The following is a 21,777-nucleotide window of genomic DNA, read 5'->3' as shown; positions in this document are numbered from 1 at the left end:
GAAGCTGATTGTGGAGCTAAGGAGAATTGAACTCCTGACCTCCTGCATGCCATGCAGGCGCTCTACCAACTGAGCTATAGCCCCTCGTGTTCTCCGCGCACCGCGCCGCGAACAAGAAGAACTTTAGCCTGCGACCTGCCGGAAAGTGAAATCCGGGCCGGTCGCCGGACCAGGCCGCTCAGTCGTCGTCGCCGAGGACTGGTTCCGGCAGCGTCCCCGCGTTGTGCTCCAGCAGCCGCCAGCCGCGCGCGCCCTCGCCGAGGACCGACCAGGAGCAGTTGGAGAGCCCGCCGAGCCCTTCCCAGTGATGCGCTTCCAGGCCCAGCAGACGGCCGATCGTGGTGCGGATCGTGCCGCCGTGGCTGACCACCACGAGCGTGCCGTTGTCGGGCAGCTTCTCGGCGTGGTGGAGCACGACGGGCGCGGCCCGGTCGGCGACCTCGGTCTCCAGCTCACCGCCGCCGCGCCGCACCGGCTCGCCACGCTTCCACGCCGCGTACTGCTCGCCGTACTGCCCCACGATCTCTTCATGGGTCAGTCCCTGCCAGGCGCCCGCGAAGGTCTCGCGGAGTCCGGAGTCGTACGAGATGTCGAGCCCGGTGATCGCGGCCAGCTCACCGGCCGTGGCCATGGCCCGCCGCAGATCGGAGGCGACGATCGCGTCCGGCCTCAGCGGGGCCAGCAGCCGGGCGGCCCGGCGGGCCTGTGCGACGCCTTCGGTGGTCAGCTCGATGTCCGTGGTGCCCTGGAAGCGGCGCTCCAGATTCCAGGCCGTCTGGCCGTGCCGCCACAGGACAATGCGGCGGCCTCTGCCGCCTCCGCTGCCGTTCAGCTCAGCTCACCGTCCGCGTCACCGACGATCCCCGCGTGCTCCTCGGCCTTACCACGGGTCTTGACGGCGTCCTCGGGCAGCGAGAGCTCGGGGCAGTCCTTCCACAGCCGCTCCAGAGCGTAGAAGACACGCTCCTCGCTGTGCTGTACATGCACGACGATGTCGACATAGTCGAGGAGGATCCAGCGGGCGTCGCGGTCGCCCTCACGGCGGACCGGCTTGACGCCGAGCTCCTTCTGGAGCCGCTCCTCGATCTCGTCGACGATCGACTTGACCTGGCGGTCGTTGGGCGCGGAGGCGAGCAGGAAGGCATCGGTGATCGACAGCACATCGCTGACGTCGTACGCGATGATGTCGTGCGCGAGCCGGTCCGCGGCCGCCTGGGCGGCGGCGTTGACGAGCTCGATGGAACGATCAGTAGCGGTCACAAGCAGGCTTTCGTCGGCGGTCGTAGAGATACCAAGGATCTCACGGACCGCCGACAGCGAGCACAGCCGACCGGCACGGGGCCGGCCGCACGGCGGTCCACGGCGGTTCCCGGCGCGGCACGGCCTATTTGACCTCGTAGTCCTGGCCCAGGACGACGGAGACATCGGCGTTCGGAGCGGCCTTGTCCTTCTTTACGGCGCTCGCCGGCAGACCGAGCGTCTTGGCGACCTCTTCCGCGTCCTCCTTCTTCGCCGCGTCACCATAGGTGACCTGCGAGGACGCCACCGCGCTGCCCGTACCCGCGTCCACGAAGCCATAGCCGCCGTTGACCAGTGACACCCGGGCGGACTCCGCCGCGTCCTGGTCGCCGCTGGCGTTCTTCACACCGACCCGCGCAATCGCGCCGGGCTCGGGCGCGCTGACCGAGCCGCCCAGGATGTCCTTGACCACAACCTCGGCGTCCTGCTCGCTGAGTGTGCCGTCCGGCCCGACGGGCAGGACGGTCGTCTTGTAGTCGCCCACCTTGGCGTGCCCGGCGAGCTTGGCCAGCGCGGCGCCGAGGTCGGCCTCGGTCAGGGACGGGTCGAGGATCTGCGCCAACGTCTGGACGGTCACGGTCGTGGCCCTGGAGTCGTCCGAGAGCTTGCGCAGAACGCCCTGGAGGACCTGGCCGAAGCGCTGGAGCTGCTTGGACTCGGGCTCGCCGGGCCCGCGGTAGGTGGCGTACGCGACCGCCATCCGCCCGCTGAGCGTCTGGTTCTCGCCCTTCCTGACGACCGGCTGCTCGCCCTTCTTGGCGGCCGGCACCTCGATGTCGGTGGTCAGGTCGATGGCGCCGACCATTTCGACGAGATTGTCCAGATAAGGAGTGTCGAGCCGCCAGGTGCCGGAGATCTTGGTGCCGAGGAGAGTGCCGATGGCGTCGCGGGTGCCGTCCGAGCCGTCGTCGTCGACGGACTCGCCGAGAGTGGTGGAGACGCCGTCGTCATCGGCGACGGAGAGGGAGTTGGGCAGCAGGACGGTGGTGCCCTGGCCGGTCGTGGAGTTGTTGACCAGCAGCGCCGTGGAGGTGCCCTTCGCCTTGGTGTTGTGCAGATGGACCACGATCACATCGCGCTTCTGCGGTCCCGCGGCGACGGCCTTCTTCTCGCTCGTGGCGGACGTGCCCGGCAGCTTGCCGGCGTACCAGAGGTAACCGACACCTCCCGCGATCACCAGGGCCAGCACGACGACAAGGGCCACGACGCGGCTACGGCCGCGGCGCCTGGCCTCCTCGCGCCGCTCGGAGCGGCTCTCGGTGAACTTGAGCCAGTCGATGACGTCTTCGGAGTCCTCGTCGGGCTCCTCGGTGAAGGCGAACTGCTCGGTGCCGTCGCGGTCGTCCTCACCGGCGGGACGCCGCTGCCCGGGTACGGCGGCCTGCTCGGCCGCCGGCTCCTCGGCCGTGTCCGGCGCGTGCTGCTGCTGCCGCGCCGACGGCTGTTGCTGTTGCTGTTGCTGTTGCTGTTGCTGTTGCTGTTGCTGCGGGATGTTCCACTGCTGGGTGGTGTCGACGGCGACGGGCTGCTGCCGGCCGGTGTCGTACGCGGCCTGCTCGCCGGTGTCGTAGCCGTATCCGTCGTATCCGTAACCCTGCTGCTGGGATCCCGGCTGCTGCGCGTAGGGGTCGTACGGCTGCTGAGGCTGCTGCGGGTGTCCGGGCTGCTGGGGCTCGGCGTACGGGTCGTATCCGTAACCCTGCTGCTGGCCCTGCGGCTGTCGCGGCTGTCCGTAGGCGTCGTACTGCTGCTGTGACTGAGGCTGCTGTGGCTGAGGCTGCTGTGACTGAGGCTGCTGTGACTGAGGCTGCTGGTACACCGGCTGCCCGTACTCGTCGTAGCCGACGATCCGCGGCTGCGTGTAATACGGGTCGTACGGATCGTACGGCTGCTGCTGGTCGTTCACCGGTGCCCCTCTCCCTGGCTCACTGGCCGCGGTACAACTGCCGCTTGTCGATGTAGCGCACGACACCGTCCGGCACCAGGTACCAGACCGGATCGCCCTTCGCGACCCTCTCCCGGCAGTCGGTCGAAGAGATCGCCAGCGCGGGCACCTCCACCAGGGAGACGCCGCCCTTCGGCAGGCCGTCGTCCGTCAGATCGTGTCCCGGCCGGGTCACTCCGATGAAATGGGCGAGCGAGAACAGCTCTTCGTGGTCCCGCCAGGTCAGAATCTGTGAGAGCGCGTCGGCTCCGGTGATGAAGAAGAGATCGGCGTCGGCGTGAACGGCCCTCAGATCCCGCAGCGTATCGATCGTGTAGGTCGGGCCGCCGCGGTCGATGTCGCTGCGGCTGACCGAGAACTGCGGATTGGACGCCGTGGCGATGACCGTCATCAGATAGCGGTCCTCGGCGGGAGAGACATGCTGCTGACTCTTCTGCCACGGCTGCCCGGTCGGCATGAACACCACCTCGTCGAGGTGGAAATGGGCGGCCACTTCACTGGCCGCCACCAGGTGTCCATGATGGATCGGATCGAATGTCCCGCCCATCACGCCGATTCGGCGTTTGCCGCGACCGGTTCCGGGACGGGGACCGGTGGGCGATTGCTGCTCTCCCATGCGTGGAGCCTACTGGCACGAGGTGAAGGCCCCGCCTCAGCGGTCGCGGTTGAAGCGAGTGGTGATCCACAGCAGCAGGAGCAGCGCGAACAGCGCCCCGCCGCCGGTGAGGTACGGGCTGAGGCTTTCGTGGTTGCCGCCTTCGCCGCCCTCGGCGAGCGTGACCAGGTTGGCGGCGGTGCCGGTGAGGCTCATCTTCAGCAGGCCCTATCGATCGGGAGTCGGAGCGGAGACTTCGCGCACATCGTATGCGGGTGTCCTGGGCGCGCTCACGCCGACTCAGTCCTTGTGGTCGTTGTCGCGGTATCCGCGCAGCAGGAACCACGCGAGCAGGGCGGCTCCGACCAGCGAGACGAGCAGCACGATCCGCAGCGTATCGCCCGGTCCCTGCTGATCCGATGCCACGGCGAGCAGTGTGGCGGCTTCCGGCATATCGGGTGTGCTCCTCGGTCTTTTCCGGCCGGCGCCCGGGGTCCTCTCCCGGGAACACGGCCACAGGCCCCCTCCACACCGTAGCCCCAGCGCCTAGGCTGGGATTCGGCAGGGGGACGAGCCTTGGACTCGTAGAAACAGGGGACATCCATGACCGAAGACAGTCACGAGGCAGCGGCTCACGAGAACACGCCGAGCAGACGGCGCAGGAGCTTCCCGGGCATTTCCTCGCGGGCGTACGAACATCCCGCGGACCGTTCGGCGCTGGTGGCCCTGCGCAGGCTCAGCGGCTTCGACACGGTGTTCAAGGCGCTGAGCGCGCTGCTGCCGGAGCGGAGCCTGCGGCTGCTCTTCCTCTCCGACTCCGTACGGGTCGGCGACGCCCAGTTCGCCCATCTGCACGCCATGCTGCTGGACGCCTGCCAGGTCCTGGACCTGGAGAAGGTCCCGCTGATGTACGTGACGCAGGATCCTCGGCCCAACGCGATGTGCATCGGCCTGGACGAGCCGATCATCGTGGTCACCACCGGGCTGGTCGAGCTGCTCGACGAGGAGGAGATGCGGGCGGTCGTGGGCCATGAGGTGGGCCACGCTCTCTCCGGTCACTCCGTCTACCGCACGATCCTGCTCTTTCTCACCGGTCTCGCGGTCAAGGTCGCGTGGATCCCGCTGGGCAATGTCGCGATCATGGCGATCGTGACGGCGCTGCGGGAGTGGTTCCGTAAGTCGGAGCTGTCGGCGGACCGGGCGGGGCTGCTGGTCGGACAGGATCCGCAGGCGTCGATGCGCGGGCTGATGAAGATCGCCGGTGGCAACCACCTGCATGAGATGAACGTCGACGCGTTCCTGGAGCAGGCCGCCGAGTACGAGGCGGGCGGCGATCTGCGCGACTCCGTGCTCAAGATCCTCAATGTGCTGCCGCGCACGCATCCCTTCACCACGGTGCGTGCCGCCGAGCTGAAGAAGTGGGCCGAGAGCCGCGACTACCAGCGGATCATGGACGGCCACTACCCGCGCCGCGAGGAGGACAAGGACACCTCGGTGTCGGACTCCTTCCGTGACTCCGCGGCGCACTACGCGGACACGGTCCGCGGCAGCAAGGACCCGCTGATGAAGCTGGTCGGTGACATCGCCGGAGGCGCGGGCGACCTGGGCGGCAGACTCCGCGACAGGTTCACCGGCGGTGGCGGTACGGCCGGTGGGAACGGCGGCGCTCCCCGGGACGGCGAGGACCGGGGCTGATCGCATCGGGTGTCCCGGCAGGTCCGGCCGCTCCGCTCAGACGGCCGGGCTCGGCTGGGCCTTCCGGGACAGCGCGCCACAGAGAGCGATGCCGGCCTGGCCCGTCCGATAGGGATCGGTGCCGGCCGGGTCGCCGGGCTTGGCCTGCTCTCCGGCCAGCAGCGGACGCAGCGTCCTCGGCGGCTGCGCGGAGCAGGCCTGAGGGCCCGCCTGGACCTCGCTGAGCAGCAGCTCCACACGGTGCGTCTGGAGAGCGTCCCGGTCGAAGCGCAGACGCAGCCCGCGCCGGACGGTGAACAGCGAGGCGTCCCTGACCGGCAGCGCCGTGGCTGCGGCCGGCCGCAGCGCGTAGACGAACACATGGTCCGAGAACACCTCCAGCGTGCCGGCCGTGGTCTCCTCGTAGCGCAGTGTGCCCTGGACGCGCACACCGCTGCCGGCCTGCGCCACCTTGCCGGCGTCGAAGCGCACCAGCCAGCCCACCGGGGCGTGCCTGCCGTCGTCGGCCGGCGCGGCGAAGCTCCGGTCGAACTGCGCGAGTTGCTGCTGGGCGAGGAGCAGCCGTACCGGCCGTACGGAACGGCCGGCGAGGACGTCCGGGTCCAGCGAGGACGCGACGAGATACTCCTTGGCGGTGGTCAGCGCGGCCAGCACCTGGCCCTGCGAGAAGTTCTCGGTGCTGCGGACCGCCGGCAGTGTGATCCCGGAGGCGCCCACCCGGAACTGCGCGGCCGGGCTGCGCTGGATGAGATCGTCGGGAGCGCCGCCCGGCACCCGTCCCGTGGGCACCAGCGGGATCACGGTCATCCGTAGCTGGTCCACGGCCCGTCCGAGCTGCGGCCGGTAGGGACTGCGGACGCCGAGATAGATCGCCGTGCCGAAGGCCAGCACCACCACCAGGAAGAGCAGCAGAAGCCGGCGTGAGCCGTGTCTGATGCGTGCCGCGCGCCGTCTCCTCGACGCGGCCGGCGGCACGCGCCGTACGGCATGGGCGTGGTCCGCCATCCGCTCCCGCGCCGAGAGTTCCTGGAGGCGGGCAGCGCGGATGAACGATTCGTCGAAGACGACGGAACGGTACTCGTCGTCGCCTCCGCCGGGGAGCCCCTCAGGTTCCCCTTCGGGTGGGTCTCCGCGCCCTGCCATACCTTCAGAGTAGGTCGGCGAAGCGGAACGTAAACGCTGAGCGACCAGTCGGCTTCCGGTGGGCCGGCGCTGCGCCGTTCGGGGTGTGACCCGGGAATCCGGGACGAGTTCAGGGCGTGCGGGGCACGGCGGGAATGGATGGCGCGGTGTAGTCCACGGTGGCCGACGGGCCCACCGGACCCGGGGTGTCGATGCCGGTCCTGGCCGGATGCGGCACCCGGTCGTCGCGGCTGTCCGAGGCACCGCGGTAGACGGCCGTGAAGGCGAGCGCGACCATCCCGATTCCCATCAGCAGCGCGAGCAGCCAGGCAACCGGGCGGTGCCAGCGGGCGGTGCCGCGGTACGGGCGCAGAGCGCCGCCATGGCGTCCGTACGGTCCCGTCGCCGAGTACGGGTCGTCGGGGTCGTACTCACCGTCGTAGGCGCCGTCCCGGCCGTACGCGTCGGGGCCGTACAGCTCGTCGGGGAGCTCGTCCTCCGGCGGTCCGCCGCCGGAGCGCGCGCGGGCGGCCTCGGCCTCGGCCCGCGCCTGGGCGGCCGCCAACAGGCGCTCCACGGCTGAGGGTTCACGGATGGTGGCGGATCTGATGAAGTCCTCGTCGAACACCACGGAGGCGAAGTCCTCGTCCGCGCCTCCGCGGTCGTCGTCGGGCTCCCAGCCGTCCGGGAACGGCCTGCCCCCCACGTCGTCCGGCACATCCTCAGGGTAAACCGGGGATGTCGTTTTGGGCAGGCGGAGTCCGAACTCTCCCCGGTCCCTCCGACGCGGCCCCGGCAGCCGCCACCGCACTCGCCACCGCACCGGCGCCTACCGGGTGTGACCGTCGCCGGTCACGATGTACTTCGTCGAGGTCAGCTCCGGCAGTCCCATCGGCCCTCGCGCGTGCAGCTTCTGCGTGGAGATTCCGATCTCGGCGCCGAAGCCGAACTGGCCACCGTCCGTGAACCGCGTGGACGCGTTGACAGCGACCGTCGTGGAATCCACCAACTGGGTGAAACGGCGGGCGGCGGCCTGCGAGGTGGTGACGATCGCCTCCGTGTGGCCCGACGACCAGAGCCGGATGTGCGCGACGGCCGCGTCCAGCGAGTCGACGACCGCGGCGGCGATGTCGTACGAGAGGTATTCGGTCTCCCAGTCGTCGGGAGTGGCCGCCACGACCGTCGCCTTCGTGCCCTCGGCGTGGACCAGTACGCGCTCGTCGGCGTGGACCGTGACTCCGGCGCCGGCGAGCGCGTCCAGCGCGAGCGGCAGGAACTCGGCCGCGATGTCCTGGTGGACGAGGAGCGTCTCGGCCGCGTTGCAGACGCTGGGCCGCTGCGCCTTGGAGTTGATCAGGATGTCGACGGCCATCGCGAGATCGGTCTCGGCGTCCACATACACATGGCAGTTGCCGGTGCCGGTCTCGATGACGGGCACGGTGGACTCCTCGACGACCGTACGGATCAGGGAGGCGCCGCCGCGCGGGATGAGCACGTCGACGAGCCCGCGGGCCCGCATCAGCTCCCGCACGGACTCCCGGCCCTCGCCGGGCACGAGCTGCACGGCGTCGGCGGGCAGTCCGGCGCCGCCGACCGCGTCGCGCAGCACCCGCACGAGCGCGGTGTTGGAGGAGATCGCGGAGGAGGACCCGCGCAGCAGCACCGCGTTGCCCGACTTCAGACAGAGCGCGGCGGCGTCCACGGTCACATTGGGACGGGCCTCGTAGATGATCCCGACCACGCCGAGCGGCACCCGCACCTGGCGCAGGTCGATGCCGTTCGGCAGCGTCGAGCCGCGGACGACCTCACCGACCGGGTCGGGCAGCGCCGCCACGTCCCGTACGTCGGCGGCGATGGCCCGCACCCGCTCCGGCGTCAGCGTCAGCCGGTCGATGATCGCCTCGCCGGTGCCCGCCGCCCGGGCGCGCGCGACGTCCTCGGCGTTGGCGGTGACGATCTCGTGCGTACGGACCTCCAGCGCGTCCGCGATCGCCAGCAGTGCGTCGTCCTTGGCCGCGCGCGGCAGTGGCGCGATGTCGGCAGCCGCGGCGCGGGACCGGTAGGCGGCCCTGGTCACCGGGGAGAGGTTGTCGTACGGCGAGAGCGAGGTCATGCCCGCAGGGTAGTGCGCGTGCTGGGAGCATTCCGCACGTATTCCGTACTCCGAGACACTTCGCGGGACGGCGCCGGTCCCTTGAGGACGCCACTGGGACGCCGCTGAGACGCCGCGATGCCTGCCGCACGGCGAGGCCCGCTCCGGCGGAGCGGCGCCGCGTCAGAAGGGTCAGAAGGGATGGACGCCGACCGGTGCGGCCGGCGGCGGGCCATAGCCCTCCGCGATGCGCTGGTGGTATGTCTCCCGGTCGATGACCTCCAGTCCCACGATCTCCCACGGCGGCAGTTTCGCGGTCGACCGGTGCTCGCCCCAGAGCCGCAGCGCCACCGCGGCGGCGTCGTGCAGATCCCGGGCCTCCTCCCAGTAGCGGATCTCCGCGTGATCGTTGGCGTACCGGCTGGTCAGCAGGAAGGGATGGTCATGAGCGAGCTGTTCCAGACCGCGCCGGACCTCCGTCAGCGGAGCCTCGGCGCCCGAGACGCTGAGCGTGATGTGCCAGAGCTTCGACACCAGGCGCCCCTCCCCGCGCGCGTCCGTCCTCGACACGGGCTCCGGCTGCTGCTCCTCGCCGAAGTCCTCTCCCGCTTCGACGCTGGTCAGGGCCCGTTTTTCCGCCATTGCCCGCCGGCCGTGGCCGGTGCTCCCGGTCCGGGACACCGCCCCCGGGCGCGCTCGTCTCACCAGCGGCCTCCTGTTGTGCGTTGGTCGTGCTGTACCCCGCCTGTATCCCTGGGACAAAGTTGACCAGTCCCGGGCAGGGCATGGGGCGGTTTTACTGAAGGTCCCTGTTCAAAGGCCGGGGTTTCAGCCGTTTCGGGTTCGCGGTCACGTGTGCAGAATGACCAGATCGTCTCGGTGTACGACCTCGCGCTCATAGGCCGGTCCCAGCTCACGGGCCAGTTCCCGGGTCGAGCGGCCGAGGAGCTGCGGAATCTCTTTCGCGTCGAAGTTGACCAGACCCCGGGCGACGGCGCGGCCCGCCGTGTCCCGCAGCTCGACCGGGTCACCGGCGCTGAACTCGCCTTCCACGGCGGCGATTCCGGCCGGCAGCAGCGAGGTGCGCCGCTCGACCACGGCCCGTACCGCGCCGTCGTCCAGGGTGAGAGCGCCCTGCGGCGTGGAGGCGTGCGCGAGCCACAGCAGCCGGTCGGCGGAGCGCCGTCCCGTGCTGTGGAAGTACGTGCCGGTGTCACGGCCCGCGAGACCGTCGGCGATCCGTCCCGCCGAGGTCAGCACCACCGGGACACCGGCCGCGGCGGCGATCCTGGCGGCCTCGACCTTGGTGACCATCCCGCCGGTGCCGAGTCCCGCCTTGCCCGCGCTGCCGATGGAGACGCCCAGCAGATCGGCGGGTCCGCGCACCTCGGCGATCCGGCTGGCGCCCGGCCTGCTCGGGTCGCCGTCGTAGAGCCCGTCGACGTCGGAGAGCAGGACCAGCAGATCGGCCCGTACGAGATGCGCGACCAGGGCGGCCAGCCGGTCGTTGTCGCCGAAGCGGATCTCGTCGGTGGCGACGGTGTCGTTCTCGTTGACGACCGGGACGGCGCCCATGCCGAGTAGCTGGTCGAGGGTGCGGTAGGCGTTGCGGTAGCTGGCCCGGCGGCTGGTGTCGTCCGTGGTGAGGAGCACCTGACCGACGCGTACGCCGTAGCGCGCGAAGGACGCGGTGTAGCGGGCGACCAGCAGGCCCTGTCCGACGCTGGCCGCGGCCTGCTGGCGGGCCAGGTCCTTGGGACGGCGGACCAGACCGAGCGGCGCGAGACCGGCGGCGATGGCACCGCTGGACACGAGCACGATCTCCTTCTCACCGCCGGCGGCACGGCGGACGCCCGCCAGTACGTCGACCAGGGCGTCGACGCGATCGGCGTCCAGGCCCCCGGCGGCGGTGGTGAGCGAGGAGGAACCGACCTTCACGACGATCCTGCGGGCCTTCGCCACTACGTCCTGCCGCGCCGCTGCCACGTGCTCTGCCTCTGCTCTCACTGTCGGGCCGCCTCCCGGCCGGTCAGCGTACGCGAGCGGCGGCCGGTGACGGCGGGCCTTTCAGTGGGTGGGACGGAGGTCCACCACCCGGGACGGGGAAGCGGACACCCGTCTTGTCGATCAAATCTGCGCCATCCGCACAACCGGATGGAGGTGACGACAGTCTGTCAGGTGTAACACAAGCACAACAACGTACGGGAAACATCGCCGCCCGGAGCAGAGATAGGCTGGCCGCTTGCGGCGCCTCTCGCGCTTCACCGACGGCCGCGACTCCTTCCCTGCGCGCAGAACCCTGGGCAACCACACACGAGATGAGCCTTCCGTAATGCCAGTAAAAGTGAGCGTCGTCATTCCGGTGTACAACCCGGGCAAGTACATCGATCCCTGCATCGATTCACTGCTGGCCCAGACGCTGCCGGCAGCGGAATTCGAGGTGCTTTTCGTCGACGACGGTTCGACGGACGAGAGCCCCGGCCGACTGGACAAGCTGGCGGCCGAGCATCCGCATTTCCGGGTGATTCACATCCCGAATTCGGGCTGGCCGGGCAAGCCCAGGAACATCGGCGTGTCCGAGGCGAAGGGAGAGTACGTCCAATTCGTCGACCAGGACGACCACCTCGCCTCCGACGCCCTGCGGCGGCTGTACGAGATGGGCCACCGCAACGGCTCCGACATCGTCATCGGCAAGGTCGCCTCCAATTTCCGCGGCGTCCCGCACGGCGTCTTCAAGGTGAACCGCGAGAAGTGTGATCTGAGCAACGCTCCGCTGTACGACAGCCTCACTCCGCACAAGATGTTCCGCACGGAGTTCCTCCGCGAGAACAACATCGCGTATCCCGAGGGCAAGCGACGCCTTGAGGACCAGCTCTACATGATGCAGACGTACTTCCCGGCCAAGGTCGTCTCGATCCTCGGGAACTACACCTGCTACTACTACTCGAAGCGGGACGACGGACAGAACGCCGGCTCGGCGAAGATCGTTCCGTCCGGCTACTACGGCAACCTCCGCGAAGTCCTCCAGGTCGTCGTCGACAACACCGAACCGGGCGAGTTCCGGGACCGGCTGCTGCGCCGTTTCTACCGGGTCGAGATGCTCGGCCGGCTGAGTGAACCCGGCGTACTCAAGTTCGATCCCGCGTATCTCGACGAGATGTGCGAGGCGATCCGTCCGCTCGCCGACGACTTCATGCACGACGGCGTGCACGACGGACTCGGCTCGCTGACCCGGCTGCGCTCCACCCTGCTGCGCGCCGACGACCGCCAGGGACTCGTGAAGCTCGCGCGCTTCGCCGCGTCGGTGAAGGGAGCGGCCCGGCTGGAGGACTTCGACTGGCAGCAGGACGGCAAGACCTCGCTCTCCGTGACCGGACGACTGGTCCACGGCGACGACCAGCGGCCGCTGCGCCTCGTCCGCCGCGACGGCCGGTACTTCCTGCACCCGGACATCACCGAGGGACTGCTGCCCGACGGTGAGCTCCTCGATGTCACCGACGACCTGGACGGCTTCAAGGGCGAGCTCTCGCTGCGCAACCGCGAGACCGCCGTCGAGTGGCCCTGTCCCGCCGAATTCACCACCAAGATCGAGAAGCTGGACGGCGACACCTACGAGGTCGTGCTGCACGGCACCGGCCAGGTATCCACCGAAGCGGTCAAGGGACGCGGCCGGGTCTCCCGCGGTTTCTGGGACGTCTGGGTGCCGCTGCGCGGCCTCGGACTCGTACGCAAGGCACGGCTCGGCGCCGACCGCGCTCCGCAGGTGGACGCCAAGTGCCGTCCCGCGCTGCTCGGTTCACCCGCCCGCCCGGTCATCCCGTACTTCACGGACCCGCACTCCAACCTCACCTTCGATGTCGCGGGCCGCGGCAAGAAGATGGCCGTCTACCTCACGGACCGCCCGGTGCTCCGGATGCCCGGCGGCCGGCTCGAACTGCGCCTCGACATCTTCACCGGTACCAAGTCCGGCTCCCGCGCCGTCGAGGTGGTACTGACCTCTCCCGACGGCACCACCCGGACGGTGCCGGGCACGCTGCGTCCCGATCACGCGCGGGCCCATCTCGCGCTGCCCGCGCGCGTACCGGACCTGCCCGCCGGCACGGCGCGGCTGTCGGTACTGCTGGACGGAGCGAAGAGCCCCGGACTCCCGCTCTGCGAGGTGACCGTGAACAGCGGCGGCCGGATCCGGCTGGACCGCAGCGGTCTCGCCGCGGTCGACCCGCTGCTCGTCCGGCTGGTGACGGTGCGACGCCGCAGAGCGGTGGTGCGCCGGGTGCTCCGCTCGGCGGGCGGCCCGATCGTGCGCCGTCTGCCGTCGTCGGCGCGGAAGCGGGTACGCCGCCTCGCGGCCCGCCTCTGACCTCTCGCCGCCTTCCGGAACGACAGAGCCTTCCGGAGCGACACCGCCTCCCGAGACGGCACAGCCTTCCGGAACGACAGAACACAGCGCATCAGAACAAGGACGTGATCACATGCGACAGCTTTCCGTCGAAGGCGCCTGGGTGCATGAACCGAAGGTCTTTCCGGACAGCCGTGGCAGCTTCCACGAGTGGTTCAAGGCCTCCGACTTCATCGAGTCCGCCGGCCACCCGCTGAACCTCGCGCAGGCCAACTGCTCCGTGTCCAGCCGGGGCACGCTGCGCGGTGTCCACTTCGCCGATGTGCCGCCCGGCCAGGCCAAGTACGTGAAGTGTGTGCGCGGCGCGGTGCTCGACGTCATCGTCGACATCCGGGTCGGCTCGCCGACGTACCGGCAGTGGGACGCGGTACGCCTCGACGACGTGGACCACCACTCCGTGTATCTCGCGGAGGGACTCGGCCATGCCTTCATGGCACTGACCGACGACGCGACGGTGGTCTATCTCTGCTCCGAGGGCTACGCTCCCGGCCGCGAGCACGGCATCAACCCGCTGGACCCGGCGCTCGGTATCGAGTGGCCCGAGGGCATCACACCGCTGCTGTCCGACAAGGACGCGACCGCTCCGTCCCTCGCGGAGGCCGAGGCCCAGGGCCTGCTTCCGTCGTACGAGGACTGCCGGGCGTACTACGCGCGACTGGCCGCCCGGGACTGACCCGGCGCACGGACAGCCGGAAGGGCCCGGACGATCCTGGATCGTCCGGGCCCCTCCGTCGGTATGCCGGGCCGTCAGCCCAGGACCGTCTCGATCTGCTTGCGCAGCGGCGCGAACGCCGACCGGGAGCGGCGCAGATTACGGGCGCGGATCAGGCCCGGCCAGAAGCCGGCCCCGAGCAGCGCCTCGGGCCGGACCGCGTTCTTACGGACCAGCACCTCGTCCGGCACCGCCTGCGGATCCGGTACGACGTACTCTTCGATGATCTTGTCGTACGCGTCCTTCAGCACCGTGCTCTCCGGGTTGGCGCCGAAGATGGCCACCACTCCGGTCGGCTCGGTGTCGACATCGACGACCAGCAGGTCGGGACGGAACCGCCGCAGCACGGTGGCCACCTTGTAGACGTCTCCGGCCCAGAACTTGGTGTGCCGGTCGCGCGCCGCCTCGTCGACGTCCCGCGGCAGCATGTCGTCCAGGACGATCACGCTGGACCAGCGGGCGTGCTTCTCGACATTCATGAAGTCGCGCAGCGCGAACTCGAACAGGTGCATGCCGTCGATGAACGACAGCTCCAGCTTCGGGTCTCCGCCGAAGAGGTTGACCGGGTCCCGGCGGGCCAGCGCGCGGAACGGGTTACGGCCGTTGCGCAGATGGATCAGAGGGTCCTTGCGGGCGAAGAAGTCGTCGCTGGTGGCCTTGACCAGGTGGACATCACAACTGATGTCCGTAACCACCCGGAAAGCCGGGTCGACGGCTACCGACGGAACCCGGGACAGTGCCAGGCTGCGCCCGTCATTGACCCCGATCTCCAGATAGGTGCGGGGCTTGTACACACGGTGCAGTTGGCGCAGGAAGCCGTGGCGATCCACGTAAGTGGCCCTTCACTGAGAATCAACAACGAGGGAATTGATTCTCAGTGAACTTAGTAGGTACGCGGGCCACACGTAAACATCTACTGGCCAGTAACGCCCGTTTGGCGCTCAGTCTCGACCAATACCGAAAAGGCTTCGCCAAGCGCGGAACGCCAGTCACGGATCGGCTCGATCCCGGCCGGCTTCCACCGCTCGTGTCCCAGCACGCTGTACGCGGGCCGGGGCGCGGGACGCACGAATGCCTCGCTCGTCGTCGGACGGACCCGCTCCGGGTCCGCGCCGAGCAGCCGGAAGATCTCCCGGGTGAATCCGAACCACGTCGTCTCACCGCCGCTGGTGCCGTGGTAGATCCCGCTCCGGGCGGTTCCCGCCAGCGCCGCCCGGCCCAGCAGGACCAGCCGGTCCGCGAGGTCGCCGGTCCAGGTGGGCTGGCCACGCTGGTCGTCCACCACGTCCAGCGTGTCCTTGACGGCTTCCAGCTTGATCATCGTGCGGACGAAATTGCCGCCGCCAGCGCCGTACAGCCAGGCCGTGCGGACCACGAAGCCGGTGTCGGGCAGGGTCTCCAGCACCGCGCGCTCGCCGGCCAGCTTGGTACGCCCGTAGGCGCTGCGCGGCGCCGTGGGAGCGTCCTCCGCGTACGGCGTGTCCGCGTCTCCGGCGAAGACGTAGTCCGTGGAGACCTGGAGCAGGACCGCGCCCGACTCCTCGCACGCCTCGGCGAGGACCCGGGGTCCTGTGCCGTTGACCGCGAGCGCCTCGGCCTCCTTGGCCTCCGCGTCGTCAACGGCCGTCCAGGCCGCGCAGTTGACCACCACGGCCGGCGCGTGGGCCGCCAGCGCGGCGCGCACCGCGCCGGAGTCCGTGATGTCCAGCGCGGTACGGTCCAGACCGGCCGCGCTCTCCCCGTCGGCCGCGAGCCGGGCCAGCAGGTCCTGGCCGAGCATGCCGCCGGCCCCGGTGACAAGCCAGGTGCTCACAGCGCCGCACGTCCCTTCAGCGGCTCCCACCACGCGCGGTTGTCGCGGTACCACCGCACGGTCTCCGCGAGGCCCGTGGCGAAGTCCTTGCGGGGCTCGTATCCCAGCTCCGTGCGGATCTTGGTGCAGTCGACGGAGTAACGGCGGTCGTGGCCCTTGCGGTCGGTGACGTACTCGACGCTGGTGTCCCAGTCCGCTCCGCAGGCCTTGAGCAGCAGGCCCGTCAGCTCCTTGTTGGACAGTTCCGTGCCGCCGCCGATGTTGTAGACCTCGCCGGCCCGGCCCTTCGTACGGACCAGCTCGATGCCCTGCACATGGTCGTCGATGTGCAGCCAGTCACGGATATTGCCGCCGTCGCCGTACAGCGGGACCTTCTTGCCGTCCAGCAGGTTCGTGATGAACAGCGGGATGACCTTCTCCGGGAAGTGGTGGTGACCGTAGTTGTTGGAGCAGCGGGTCACGCGCACATCGAGGCCATGGGTGCGGTGGTACGAGAGCGCGATCAGATCGCTGGACGCCTTCGCCGAGGAATACGGCGAGTTGGGCTCCAGCGGATGGGTCTCGGGCCAGGAGCCCTCGTCGATCGAGCCGTAGACCTCGTCGGTGGAGATGTGCACGAAGGTCTTGACACCGGCGCGGTGCGCGGCGTCGATCAGCGTGTGGGTGCCGACGACATTCGTACGGACGAACTCCGCGCCGCCGTCGATGGAGCGGTCCACATGCGACTCGGCGGCGAAGTGCACCACCTGGTCGTGCTCGGCCATCAGCTTGGCGACCAGCTCGGGATCGCAGATGTCGCCCTCGACGAAGGCGAATCCCGGGTGGCCGCGCACCTCGTCGAGGTTGGCCGGGTTGCCCGCGTAGGTCAGCTTGTCGAGCACCGTCACCGCGACATCGCCAGGGCCTTGAGGGCCCAGCACGGTACGGACATAGTGCGAGCCGATGAAGCCGGCGCCACCGGTGACCAGGATTCTGGTGGTGCGGCTGGGAACGGCGGAAATCGTCATGAGGAAATCTGCACCTTGCTGTGGTCGCCGAGGACGAGTCGGTGGGCGGAGGGATTACGGGGCGCGGGTGTGATCTCCACGTCACGGCCGATCAGCGACGCCTCCACCCGGCGCACGCCGGTGAGAGAGGAGCCCCGCAGGACGATGGAGTACTCGATCTCGCTGTCCTCGATCCGGCATCCCTCGGAGACCGAGGTGAAGGGACCGATATAGGCGTCGCTGACCACCGTGCCCGCGCCGATGATCACGGGACCGACGATACGGCTGCCGGTCACCCGTGCGCCCTTCTCGATCCTGACCCGCCCTATGATCTCCGTGGCCTCGTCGACCGTGCCCTCGCGGCACGGCTCGACGGTCTCCAGCACCGAGCGGTTGACCTCCAGCATGTCGGTGACATTGCCGGTGTCCTTCCAGTACCCGGAGATGGTCGTGGAGCGGACGTCGCGCTTCTGGTCGATCAGCCACTGGATGGCATGCGTGATCTCCAGCTCACCGCGCCAGGACGGCTCGATGGCCCGTACGGCCTCGTGGACGGCCGGAGTGAAGAGATAGACGCCGACGAGCGCGAGATCGCTCTTCGGCTCCTTCGGCTTCTCCTCCAGCGCCACCACCCGGCCGGTGGCGTCGAGTTCGGCCACACCGAAGGAGGTCGGGTTGGGGACCTTGGTCAGCAGGATCTGCGCGTCGGGCCGCTCCGTGCGGAAGCCGTCCACCAGACCGGCGATGCCACCGACGATGAAGTTGTCACCGAGGTACATCACGAAGTCGTCCTCGCCCAGGAAGTCACGGGCGATGAGCACGGCGTGCGCCAGACCGAGCGGCGCGTCCTGCTGGAGATAGGTGACCTTTATGCCGAACCGGGAGCCGTCCCCGACCGCCTCGCGGATCTCCTCGGCGGTGTCGCCGACGATCACACCGACATCGGTGATGCCCGCCTCGGCGATGGCCTCAAGACCGTAGAAGAGCACGGGCTTGTTCGCCACGGGCACGAGCTGTTTCGCGGAGGTGTGAGTGATGGGGCGTAGTCGGGTACCCGCCCCGCCGGACAGTACGAGAGCCTTCACAGTGCCTATCCCATGCTGAGATTCCGATGCTGTCCGGGCCTCGCCCGACAGCCTGATTTTACCTACGATTTCCGGTGTGGCCCGCTACCGGTCACCCGGGACGGGTGGTCGAGCGCTTTCGGGTGTGCGTGGGAGCGTGTCCCGGAGCCGCGCGCGGGCCGGCGCCTCTCCGTACCACCGGCGCCGCACCCGTTGGGACATACCGCGCCTTCGCCTCATGTCACCGCCGCGAAAGCCGGCCCGGCGCGGCAGGCCGCGGCGGCGGAAACCGCCTCGCACACCGGACACGCCGACACCGTCGCGACTACGCCAGTAGGGCTAAGGACCGTCCGCCGGACACGCCTCACACCGGTGCGGCCAGACCCCGCACTCGCGTCCGCAGCCGCCGTGCCAGCCTGCGCGCCAGCGACTTGCGCCGGCGGACCGCCCTCGGAGCCTCGATGCGCTCCAGGCCCGGCTTTCCCACCCAGTCCGGCACGGTCACCTCGTACGACGCGTCCTTGAGGCCGGTGCCCTTCTCGCCGAAGTGCGGAAAGACGAGATACGGCGTGCGCGCGCGGCCCCGGTGCACCACCTCCGGCCTGGTCCCCGCCTTGACGAAGTCCAGGATGTCCCGCAGCAGATCGAGCCTGCCGAGCGCTATGCACTCCAGCCGCAGCCGCTCGGAGACCTTGATGCGTCTGGCCACGCCCGGCGTCCAGTAGCGCGCCATCAGCGGCGCCGCCAGCTCCATCTTGTGGCGCTGCACCCCCTCCGGCTGCTTCATCAGTCCGGGCGCGAACTGCTGGATCACGCCGACCGTGAAGGGTCTGACCATCAGCCGGTCGCGCTTCGGGCCCGCCGGCACCAGCTCGGTGATGAGCTTCATCAGAGCCCCAGCCGACTCGAACCGCAGCGTGTAGCTGCCGCTCTTGGTCACATGCTTGCCGTCGTCCCGGCCGACCAGGTAGTAGCAGGTGTAGTCGGAGATCACCGAGACACCGTTGCCGCGTATGTACGCCTCCATCGTGAAGAGCGCGTCCTCGCCGGTCTTCAGTCCCTCGTCGAACCGCAGCCCCAGCCGGTCGAGTAAGTCGCGGCGGAAGAGCTTCTGCGCGCTCAAGGTGAAGATCACCTGCGAGCTGTAGATGTCCACGCGTTCAGCCGTACGGCTCCACATCGACTTGGGAGCGCCTCTGTTGACCCCTTCCACTCTGCCGAGCACCACATCCGTACCGGCACGGTCGGCCATGGCGACCATGCGTTCCAGCGCTTCCTCGGCGAAATAGTCATCGGCGTCCAGGAAGAAGACATAGCGCCCCCGGGCCAGGCCCAGCCCCACATTGCGCGGCCCGCTGGGGCCGCCCGAGTTGGCCTGGCGTACCACCCTGGTCGGGATGGACGTCGAGGCGGCGAACTCCTCCAGATACTCCCCCGTGCCGTCGGTCGAACCGTCGTCGATCGCGACGATCTCGATGCGGTGGGCCCAGGTCTGGGCTTCCACCGATTCCAGGCAGCGGACCAGGTAGGGCATCGCTTCATATGCCCCGACGATCACACTCACATCAGGAACAGACATATCGTTCATCAGAATGCAAGACAAGCGATACCTGGTGTTGGTTGTCTCGTCACGATCAAGAGTATTTGTGATGCCCGTCACGTTCGGCCCTGGCCGTGGTCATACGGAGCGGTCATACGAAAGCGGCCCGGCGATACGAAAAGGCCCGGCGGAGCGCGAAAAGCGCTCCGCCGGGCCTCGGACCCGCCTGGTCTCAGCCGCGTACGGGTGAGTCCAGGTCGTTGTTCTCGGGCTCCGTCCGCGCGTCGGCGGCCGTCTCCAGGCCCTCCTCGGCCCTCGGGTCGACCGGTGCCGAGTCGTCCGGCGCCGCCATCTCCTCGGGCTCCGAGAGCCGCTGCTCGACGCTCACATTGCGCGCCTCGGACTTCGCGGCCAGCGCCCGCGTCGCCGCGTTGAACTGCTCTATCGACGACGGCTCGTCGGGTCCCAGCAGATACCGCTTGAGCTCATGGCGCTCGCTCGCCAGCCGGTCGGCCGACGGATCGGCGACCGCCGCGAGAAGCTGGTCCAGCTCCTTCGCGCTGTTGGTGAGGATCACGGCGGCCCGTACGGCGGTGTTCTGCCGCTTGAACTCCTCGGCGCCCAGCCCGGCGGAGTCGGTGACCGCGTACGGCTTACCGCTCGCGATGAAGTCGGAGACCACGCTGGAGATGTCGGAGACCATGGCGTCCGACTCGTTGAAGCAGTCGTACAGGCGCGGCTCCGCGCCCGCGATGACCCGGTGCTCCCACCAGCCGAAGGAACGCCAGTACGCGCTGTTCCACTCGTCCCTGAGCCGTGTCAGCTCCGCCTGCCTGGCCGGGTCCGCCGTGGAGTCGCGCGACTCCTCGGCCTCGTCGCGGCTCGCGTCCGCCACTCCGGACAGCCCGGACAGCCGTGTCTCGATACGGGTCAGTTCGGCCCGCGCCGCGGTCTGCTCCCGGCGGAGCCCGGCGGCCTCCTTCGCCCAGCGCGGGTCGTTGGCGCGCTCGGCGGCGGCCTTCTCCACCAGCGCGGTGATGCGCTCGTGCACGGCCTTCGCCTTGGCGCTGCGCGTGCCGGTGAAGGGATGCGGCTTGTAGAGGACGCGGACCGGCCGCTCGGCCTTCAGCAGCCGCTTGACGATGTTCTCGCCGGCCAGCAGCAGCGAGGTGTTGCCGGGCGCGTCGTCCCAGCCCTCCCAGGTGGGCGCGTACAGCACGGTGGGCACGGAGTGCTTCGGCGCGCCGGCCGCCGGCTCGATCGGAGCGAGCTGCGGACGGCCCACCTCGACGATGTCCTCGTCACGCACGCCGACATCGGCCAGCGCGTAGCGGTCGCGGCCGGCCCGGCCCGCGGTCCACACCTCGTCGTACGCCTTGCTGTACGGGTTGACGCTGGCGATCTTGTCGCTGTCGCCGTGGCCGATGAAGACGTGCTTCATGGTCGGGACCCGCAGCATATGGATGTTCTTGCCGACATTGGCCGCGTACAGCGCGACCCGTACCGTCGACAGGTCCAGGTTCATCAGATGCACACCGCCGGGGATGCACACCACCGGTACGGCCGTCGGGCCGAGCTGCTGCGCGATCACCCGCTCGCGCAGGATGATCAGCGGCCGGCCTTCGAGCTGGTCCATCGTCTCCAGCCACATGTTGACCTGGTACGCGGACTCCTTGGAGCCGGAGAAGTACAGCATCACGGTCGGCTTGTACTCGGCCAGCCAGCCGTCCAGCGCCTTGAGCACCTTGTCGGCGGAGGGCACGAGGCGGCTGGGCCGCAGATACGGCAGCAGCGCGAGGACATAGCCGACGGCGAGGACCAGGCTGAGGGCCAGACCCGCGTATCCGTAGATGTTGTCGCGGGTCTGCAGCGTGATCAGCACCCCGACCATGGCGAAGAGGTCCAGGTGGAGCATCTTCTCGGCGGAGCGGTTGAGCAGCCACTGCGGCGGCGCGTCCGGGATCCGGATGGCGCCGAGGTCGACATTGCGGGTGACCACGGGCAGTTTGCGGCGCAGCCGGAGCAGGGTGACGATCGCGCCGTGCGGTGCCTGGAGCGCGTAGAACACCAGCACCACGACCACGGTCACATAGAAGATCCGCTCCTCACCGAGCCCGAGCCGCGCGACGAGCAGCACCAGCAGCATCTGCCGGATCAGGAATCGGATCGACAGACCGGCCCGCACTTTCGCGAGCCGGTTCACCAAATAGCTGCCGCGCTGATGCAGAAACGTATCCGCAAGATAAGTCACGGCTGCGGCCGCCGCGAAGAGCCAAAGATTGGGAATTATCGCGGCGAGCATGACGCACGGGAAACTCAGCCCCAGAAGAAGTGCGGCTGCCAGCTCTGATCCGCTGCCCACACGGGCCAGGCGAATGGCTGTCGAAATCACGAAAAACCTGCTCCAGACAGTGCCTGTTGTTGACCTTGCAAGGAAAGTGTGAAGACGGAACTTCACGAACTCGGGCCTCCGTAGTTCGCACTTCGGCGACGACAGAGGCCCGGATCAATAATT

At 69.2% G+C, this 21,777-nt stretch carries 20 protein-coding genes and 1 tRNA gene; 3 read left to right on the top strand and 18 right to left on the bottom strand.

The genetic code is table 11. The features are described from left to right. Positions 1–11: 11 nt before the first annotated feature. The 7 genes from PV679_RS01770 to PV679_RS01740 form a co-directional block, all read right to left on the bottom strand. Positions 12–84 (bottom strand) — tRNA-Ala (locus PV679_RS01770). 94 nt (positions 85–178) lie between these two features. Next, positions 179–832 carry a histidine phosphatase family protein gene (locus tag PV679_RS01765; protein WP_319678513.1) on the bottom strand — a complete coding sequence of 218 codons (654 nt, stop codon included), beginning with the start codon at positions 830–832 and terminating at the stop codon, positions 179–181. Continuing rightward, positions 829–1,260 carry a ribosome silencing factor gene (gene rsfS / locus PV679_RS01760; RefSeq protein ID WP_319678374.1) on the bottom strand — a complete coding sequence of 144 codons (432 nt, stop codon included), beginning with the start codon at positions 1,258–1,260 and terminating at the stop codon, positions 829–831. The genes PV679_RS01765 and rsfS overlap by 4 nt, the downstream gene beginning before the upstream one ends. A gap of 124 nt (positions 1,261–1,384) precedes the next feature. After that, on the bottom strand, positions 1,385–3,205 hold the full coding sequence (locus PV679_RS01755; RefSeq protein WP_319678373.1) for an LCP family protein: 1,821 nt from the start codon (positions 3,203–3,205) through the stop codon (positions 1,385–1,387). A gap of 19 nt (positions 3,206–3,224) precedes the next feature. After that, complete coding sequence (nadD, locus tag PV679_RS01750) at positions 3,225–3,860, bottom strand: nicotinate-nucleotide adenylyltransferase (RefSeq protein ID WP_319678372.1); 636 nt, start codon at positions 3,858–3,860, stop codon at positions 3,225–3,227. Between the two features lie 36 nt (positions 3,861–3,896). After that, positions 3,897–4,055 (bottom strand): hypothetical protein, encoded by a 159-nt coding sequence (locus tag PV679_RS01745; protein ID WP_319678371.1) that lies wholly within the window; start codon positions 4,053–4,055, stop codon positions 3,897–3,899. 84 nt (positions 4,056–4,139) lie between these two features. Continuing rightward, positions 4,140–4,292, bottom strand: a complete 153-nt coding sequence (locus PV679_RS01740) for a hypothetical protein (RefSeq protein WP_319678370.1) — start codon at positions 4,290–4,292, stop codon at positions 4,140–4,142. 150 nt (positions 4,293–4,442) lie between these two features. Here PV679_RS01740 and PV679_RS01735 point away from each other — a divergent pair, with 150 nt between their 5' ends. Next, a complete protein-coding gene (locus PV679_RS01735; protein ID WP_319678369.1) occupies positions 4,443–5,534 on the top strand; it encodes a M48 family metallopeptidase in 1,092 nt (363 codons plus the stop codon). 36 nt (positions 5,535–5,570) lie between these two features. Here the strand turns inward: PV679_RS01735 and PV679_RS01730 are convergent, their stop codons facing one another. The 5 genes from PV679_RS01730 to proB all read right to left on the bottom strand — a co-directional run bounded on the left by PV679_RS01730 (position 5,571) and on the right by proB (position 10,710). After that, on the bottom strand, positions 5,571–6,677 hold the full coding sequence (locus tag PV679_RS01730; RefSeq protein WP_319678368.1) for a hypothetical protein: 1,107 nt from the start codon (positions 6,675–6,677) through the stop codon (positions 5,571–5,573). A gap of 109 nt (positions 6,678–6,786) precedes the next feature. Continuing rightward, entirely contained in the window at positions 6,787–7,374 is a 588-nt protein-coding gene (locus PV679_RS01725) for a hypothetical protein (RefSeq protein WP_319678367.1), read from the bottom strand. A 111-nt stretch (positions 7,375–7,485) separates the two neighbouring features. Continuing rightward, complete coding sequence (locus PV679_RS01720; protein WP_319678366.1) at positions 7,486–8,769, bottom strand: glutamate-5-semialdehyde dehydrogenase; 1,284 nt, start codon at positions 8,767–8,769, stop codon at positions 7,486–7,488. A gap of 171 nt (positions 8,770–8,940) precedes the next feature. Then, positions 8,941–9,453 (bottom strand): hypothetical protein, encoded by a 513-nt coding sequence (locus tag PV679_RS01715; protein WP_319678365.1) that lies wholly within the window; start codon positions 9,451–9,453, stop codon positions 8,941–8,943. A gap of 144 nt (positions 9,454–9,597) precedes the next feature. Beyond that, positions 9,598–10,710 carry a glutamate 5-kinase gene (gene proB / locus PV679_RS01710; RefSeq protein ID WP_319678512.1) on the bottom strand — a complete coding sequence of 371 codons (1,113 nt, stop codon included), beginning with the start codon at positions 10,708–10,710 and terminating at the stop codon, positions 9,598–9,600. A gap of 370 nt (positions 10,711–11,080) precedes the next feature. Between proB and PV679_RS01705 the strand changes: the two genes are divergently transcribed. Together PV679_RS01705 and rfbC are read left to right on the top strand one after the other, a co-directional pair. Continuing rightward, positions 11,081–13,108, top strand: coding sequence for a glycosyltransferase family 2 protein (locus PV679_RS01705; RefSeq protein WP_319678364.1), 2,028 nt, complete (start codon positions 11,081–11,083; stop codon positions 13,106–13,108). A gap of 112 nt (positions 13,109–13,220) precedes the next feature. Next, the gene (gene rfbC, locus PV679_RS01700; RefSeq protein ID WP_319678363.1) at positions 13,221–13,820 is read left to right on the top strand and encodes a dTDP-4-dehydrorhamnose 3,5-epimerase; all 600 of its coding nucleotides are present in this window, start codon (positions 13,221–13,223) and stop codon (positions 13,818–13,820) included. 74 nt (positions 13,821–13,894) lie between these two features. On the opposite strand, the gene PV679_RS01695 is transcribed toward rfbC, so the two are convergent. From PV679_RS01695 to PV679_RS01670, 6 genes are all read right to left on the bottom strand, one after another. Continuing rightward, positions 13,895–14,689 carry a class I SAM-dependent methyltransferase gene (locus tag PV679_RS01695; RefSeq protein ID WP_319678362.1) on the bottom strand — a complete coding sequence of 265 codons (795 nt, stop codon included), beginning with the start codon at positions 14,687–14,689 and terminating at the stop codon, positions 13,895–13,897. Between the two features lie 83 nt (positions 14,690–14,772). Continuing rightward, positions 14,773–15,672 carry a dTDP-4-dehydrorhamnose reductase gene (gene rfbD, locus PV679_RS01690; protein ID WP_319678361.1) on the bottom strand — a complete coding sequence of 300 codons (900 nt, stop codon included), beginning with the start codon at positions 15,670–15,672 and terminating at the stop codon, positions 14,773–14,775. Continuing rightward, entirely contained in the window at positions 15,669–16,679 is a 1,011-nt protein-coding gene (rfbB, locus tag PV679_RS01685; protein WP_319678360.1) for a dTDP-glucose 4,6-dehydratase, read from the bottom strand. The genes rfbD and rfbB overlap by 4 nt, the downstream gene beginning before the upstream one ends. Beyond that, the gene (locus PV679_RS01680) at positions 16,676–17,743 is read right to left on the bottom strand and encodes a glucose-1-phosphate thymidylyltransferase (RefSeq protein ID WP_319678359.1); all 1,068 of its coding nucleotides are present in this window, start codon (positions 17,741–17,743) and stop codon (positions 16,676–16,678) included. Before PV679_RS01680 ends, rfbB begins: the two co-directional genes overlap by 4 nt. 343 nt (positions 17,744–18,086) lie before the next feature. Continuing rightward, on the bottom strand, positions 18,087–19,301 hold the full coding sequence (locus PV679_RS01675) for a glycosyltransferase family 2 protein (RefSeq protein WP_319678358.1): 1,215 nt from the start codon (positions 19,299–19,301) through the stop codon (positions 18,087–18,089). Positions 19,302–19,494: 193 nt separating this feature from the next. Continuing rightward, entirely contained in the window at positions 19,495–21,564 is a 2,070-nt protein-coding gene (locus tag PV679_RS01670) for a hypothetical protein (RefSeq protein WP_319678511.1), read from the bottom strand. Between the last annotated feature and the right edge of the window lie 213 nt (positions 21,565–21,777).

The organism is Streptomyces sp. AK02-01A (assembly GCF_033795305.1).
In the GTDB taxonomy this organism is placed as follows: Bacteria; Actinomycetota; Actinomycetes; order Streptomycetales; family Streptomycetaceae; genus Streptomyces.
Note: the sequence above shows the minus strand (reverse complement) of the source record. Positions and strands in the feature narration are given on the sequence as shown.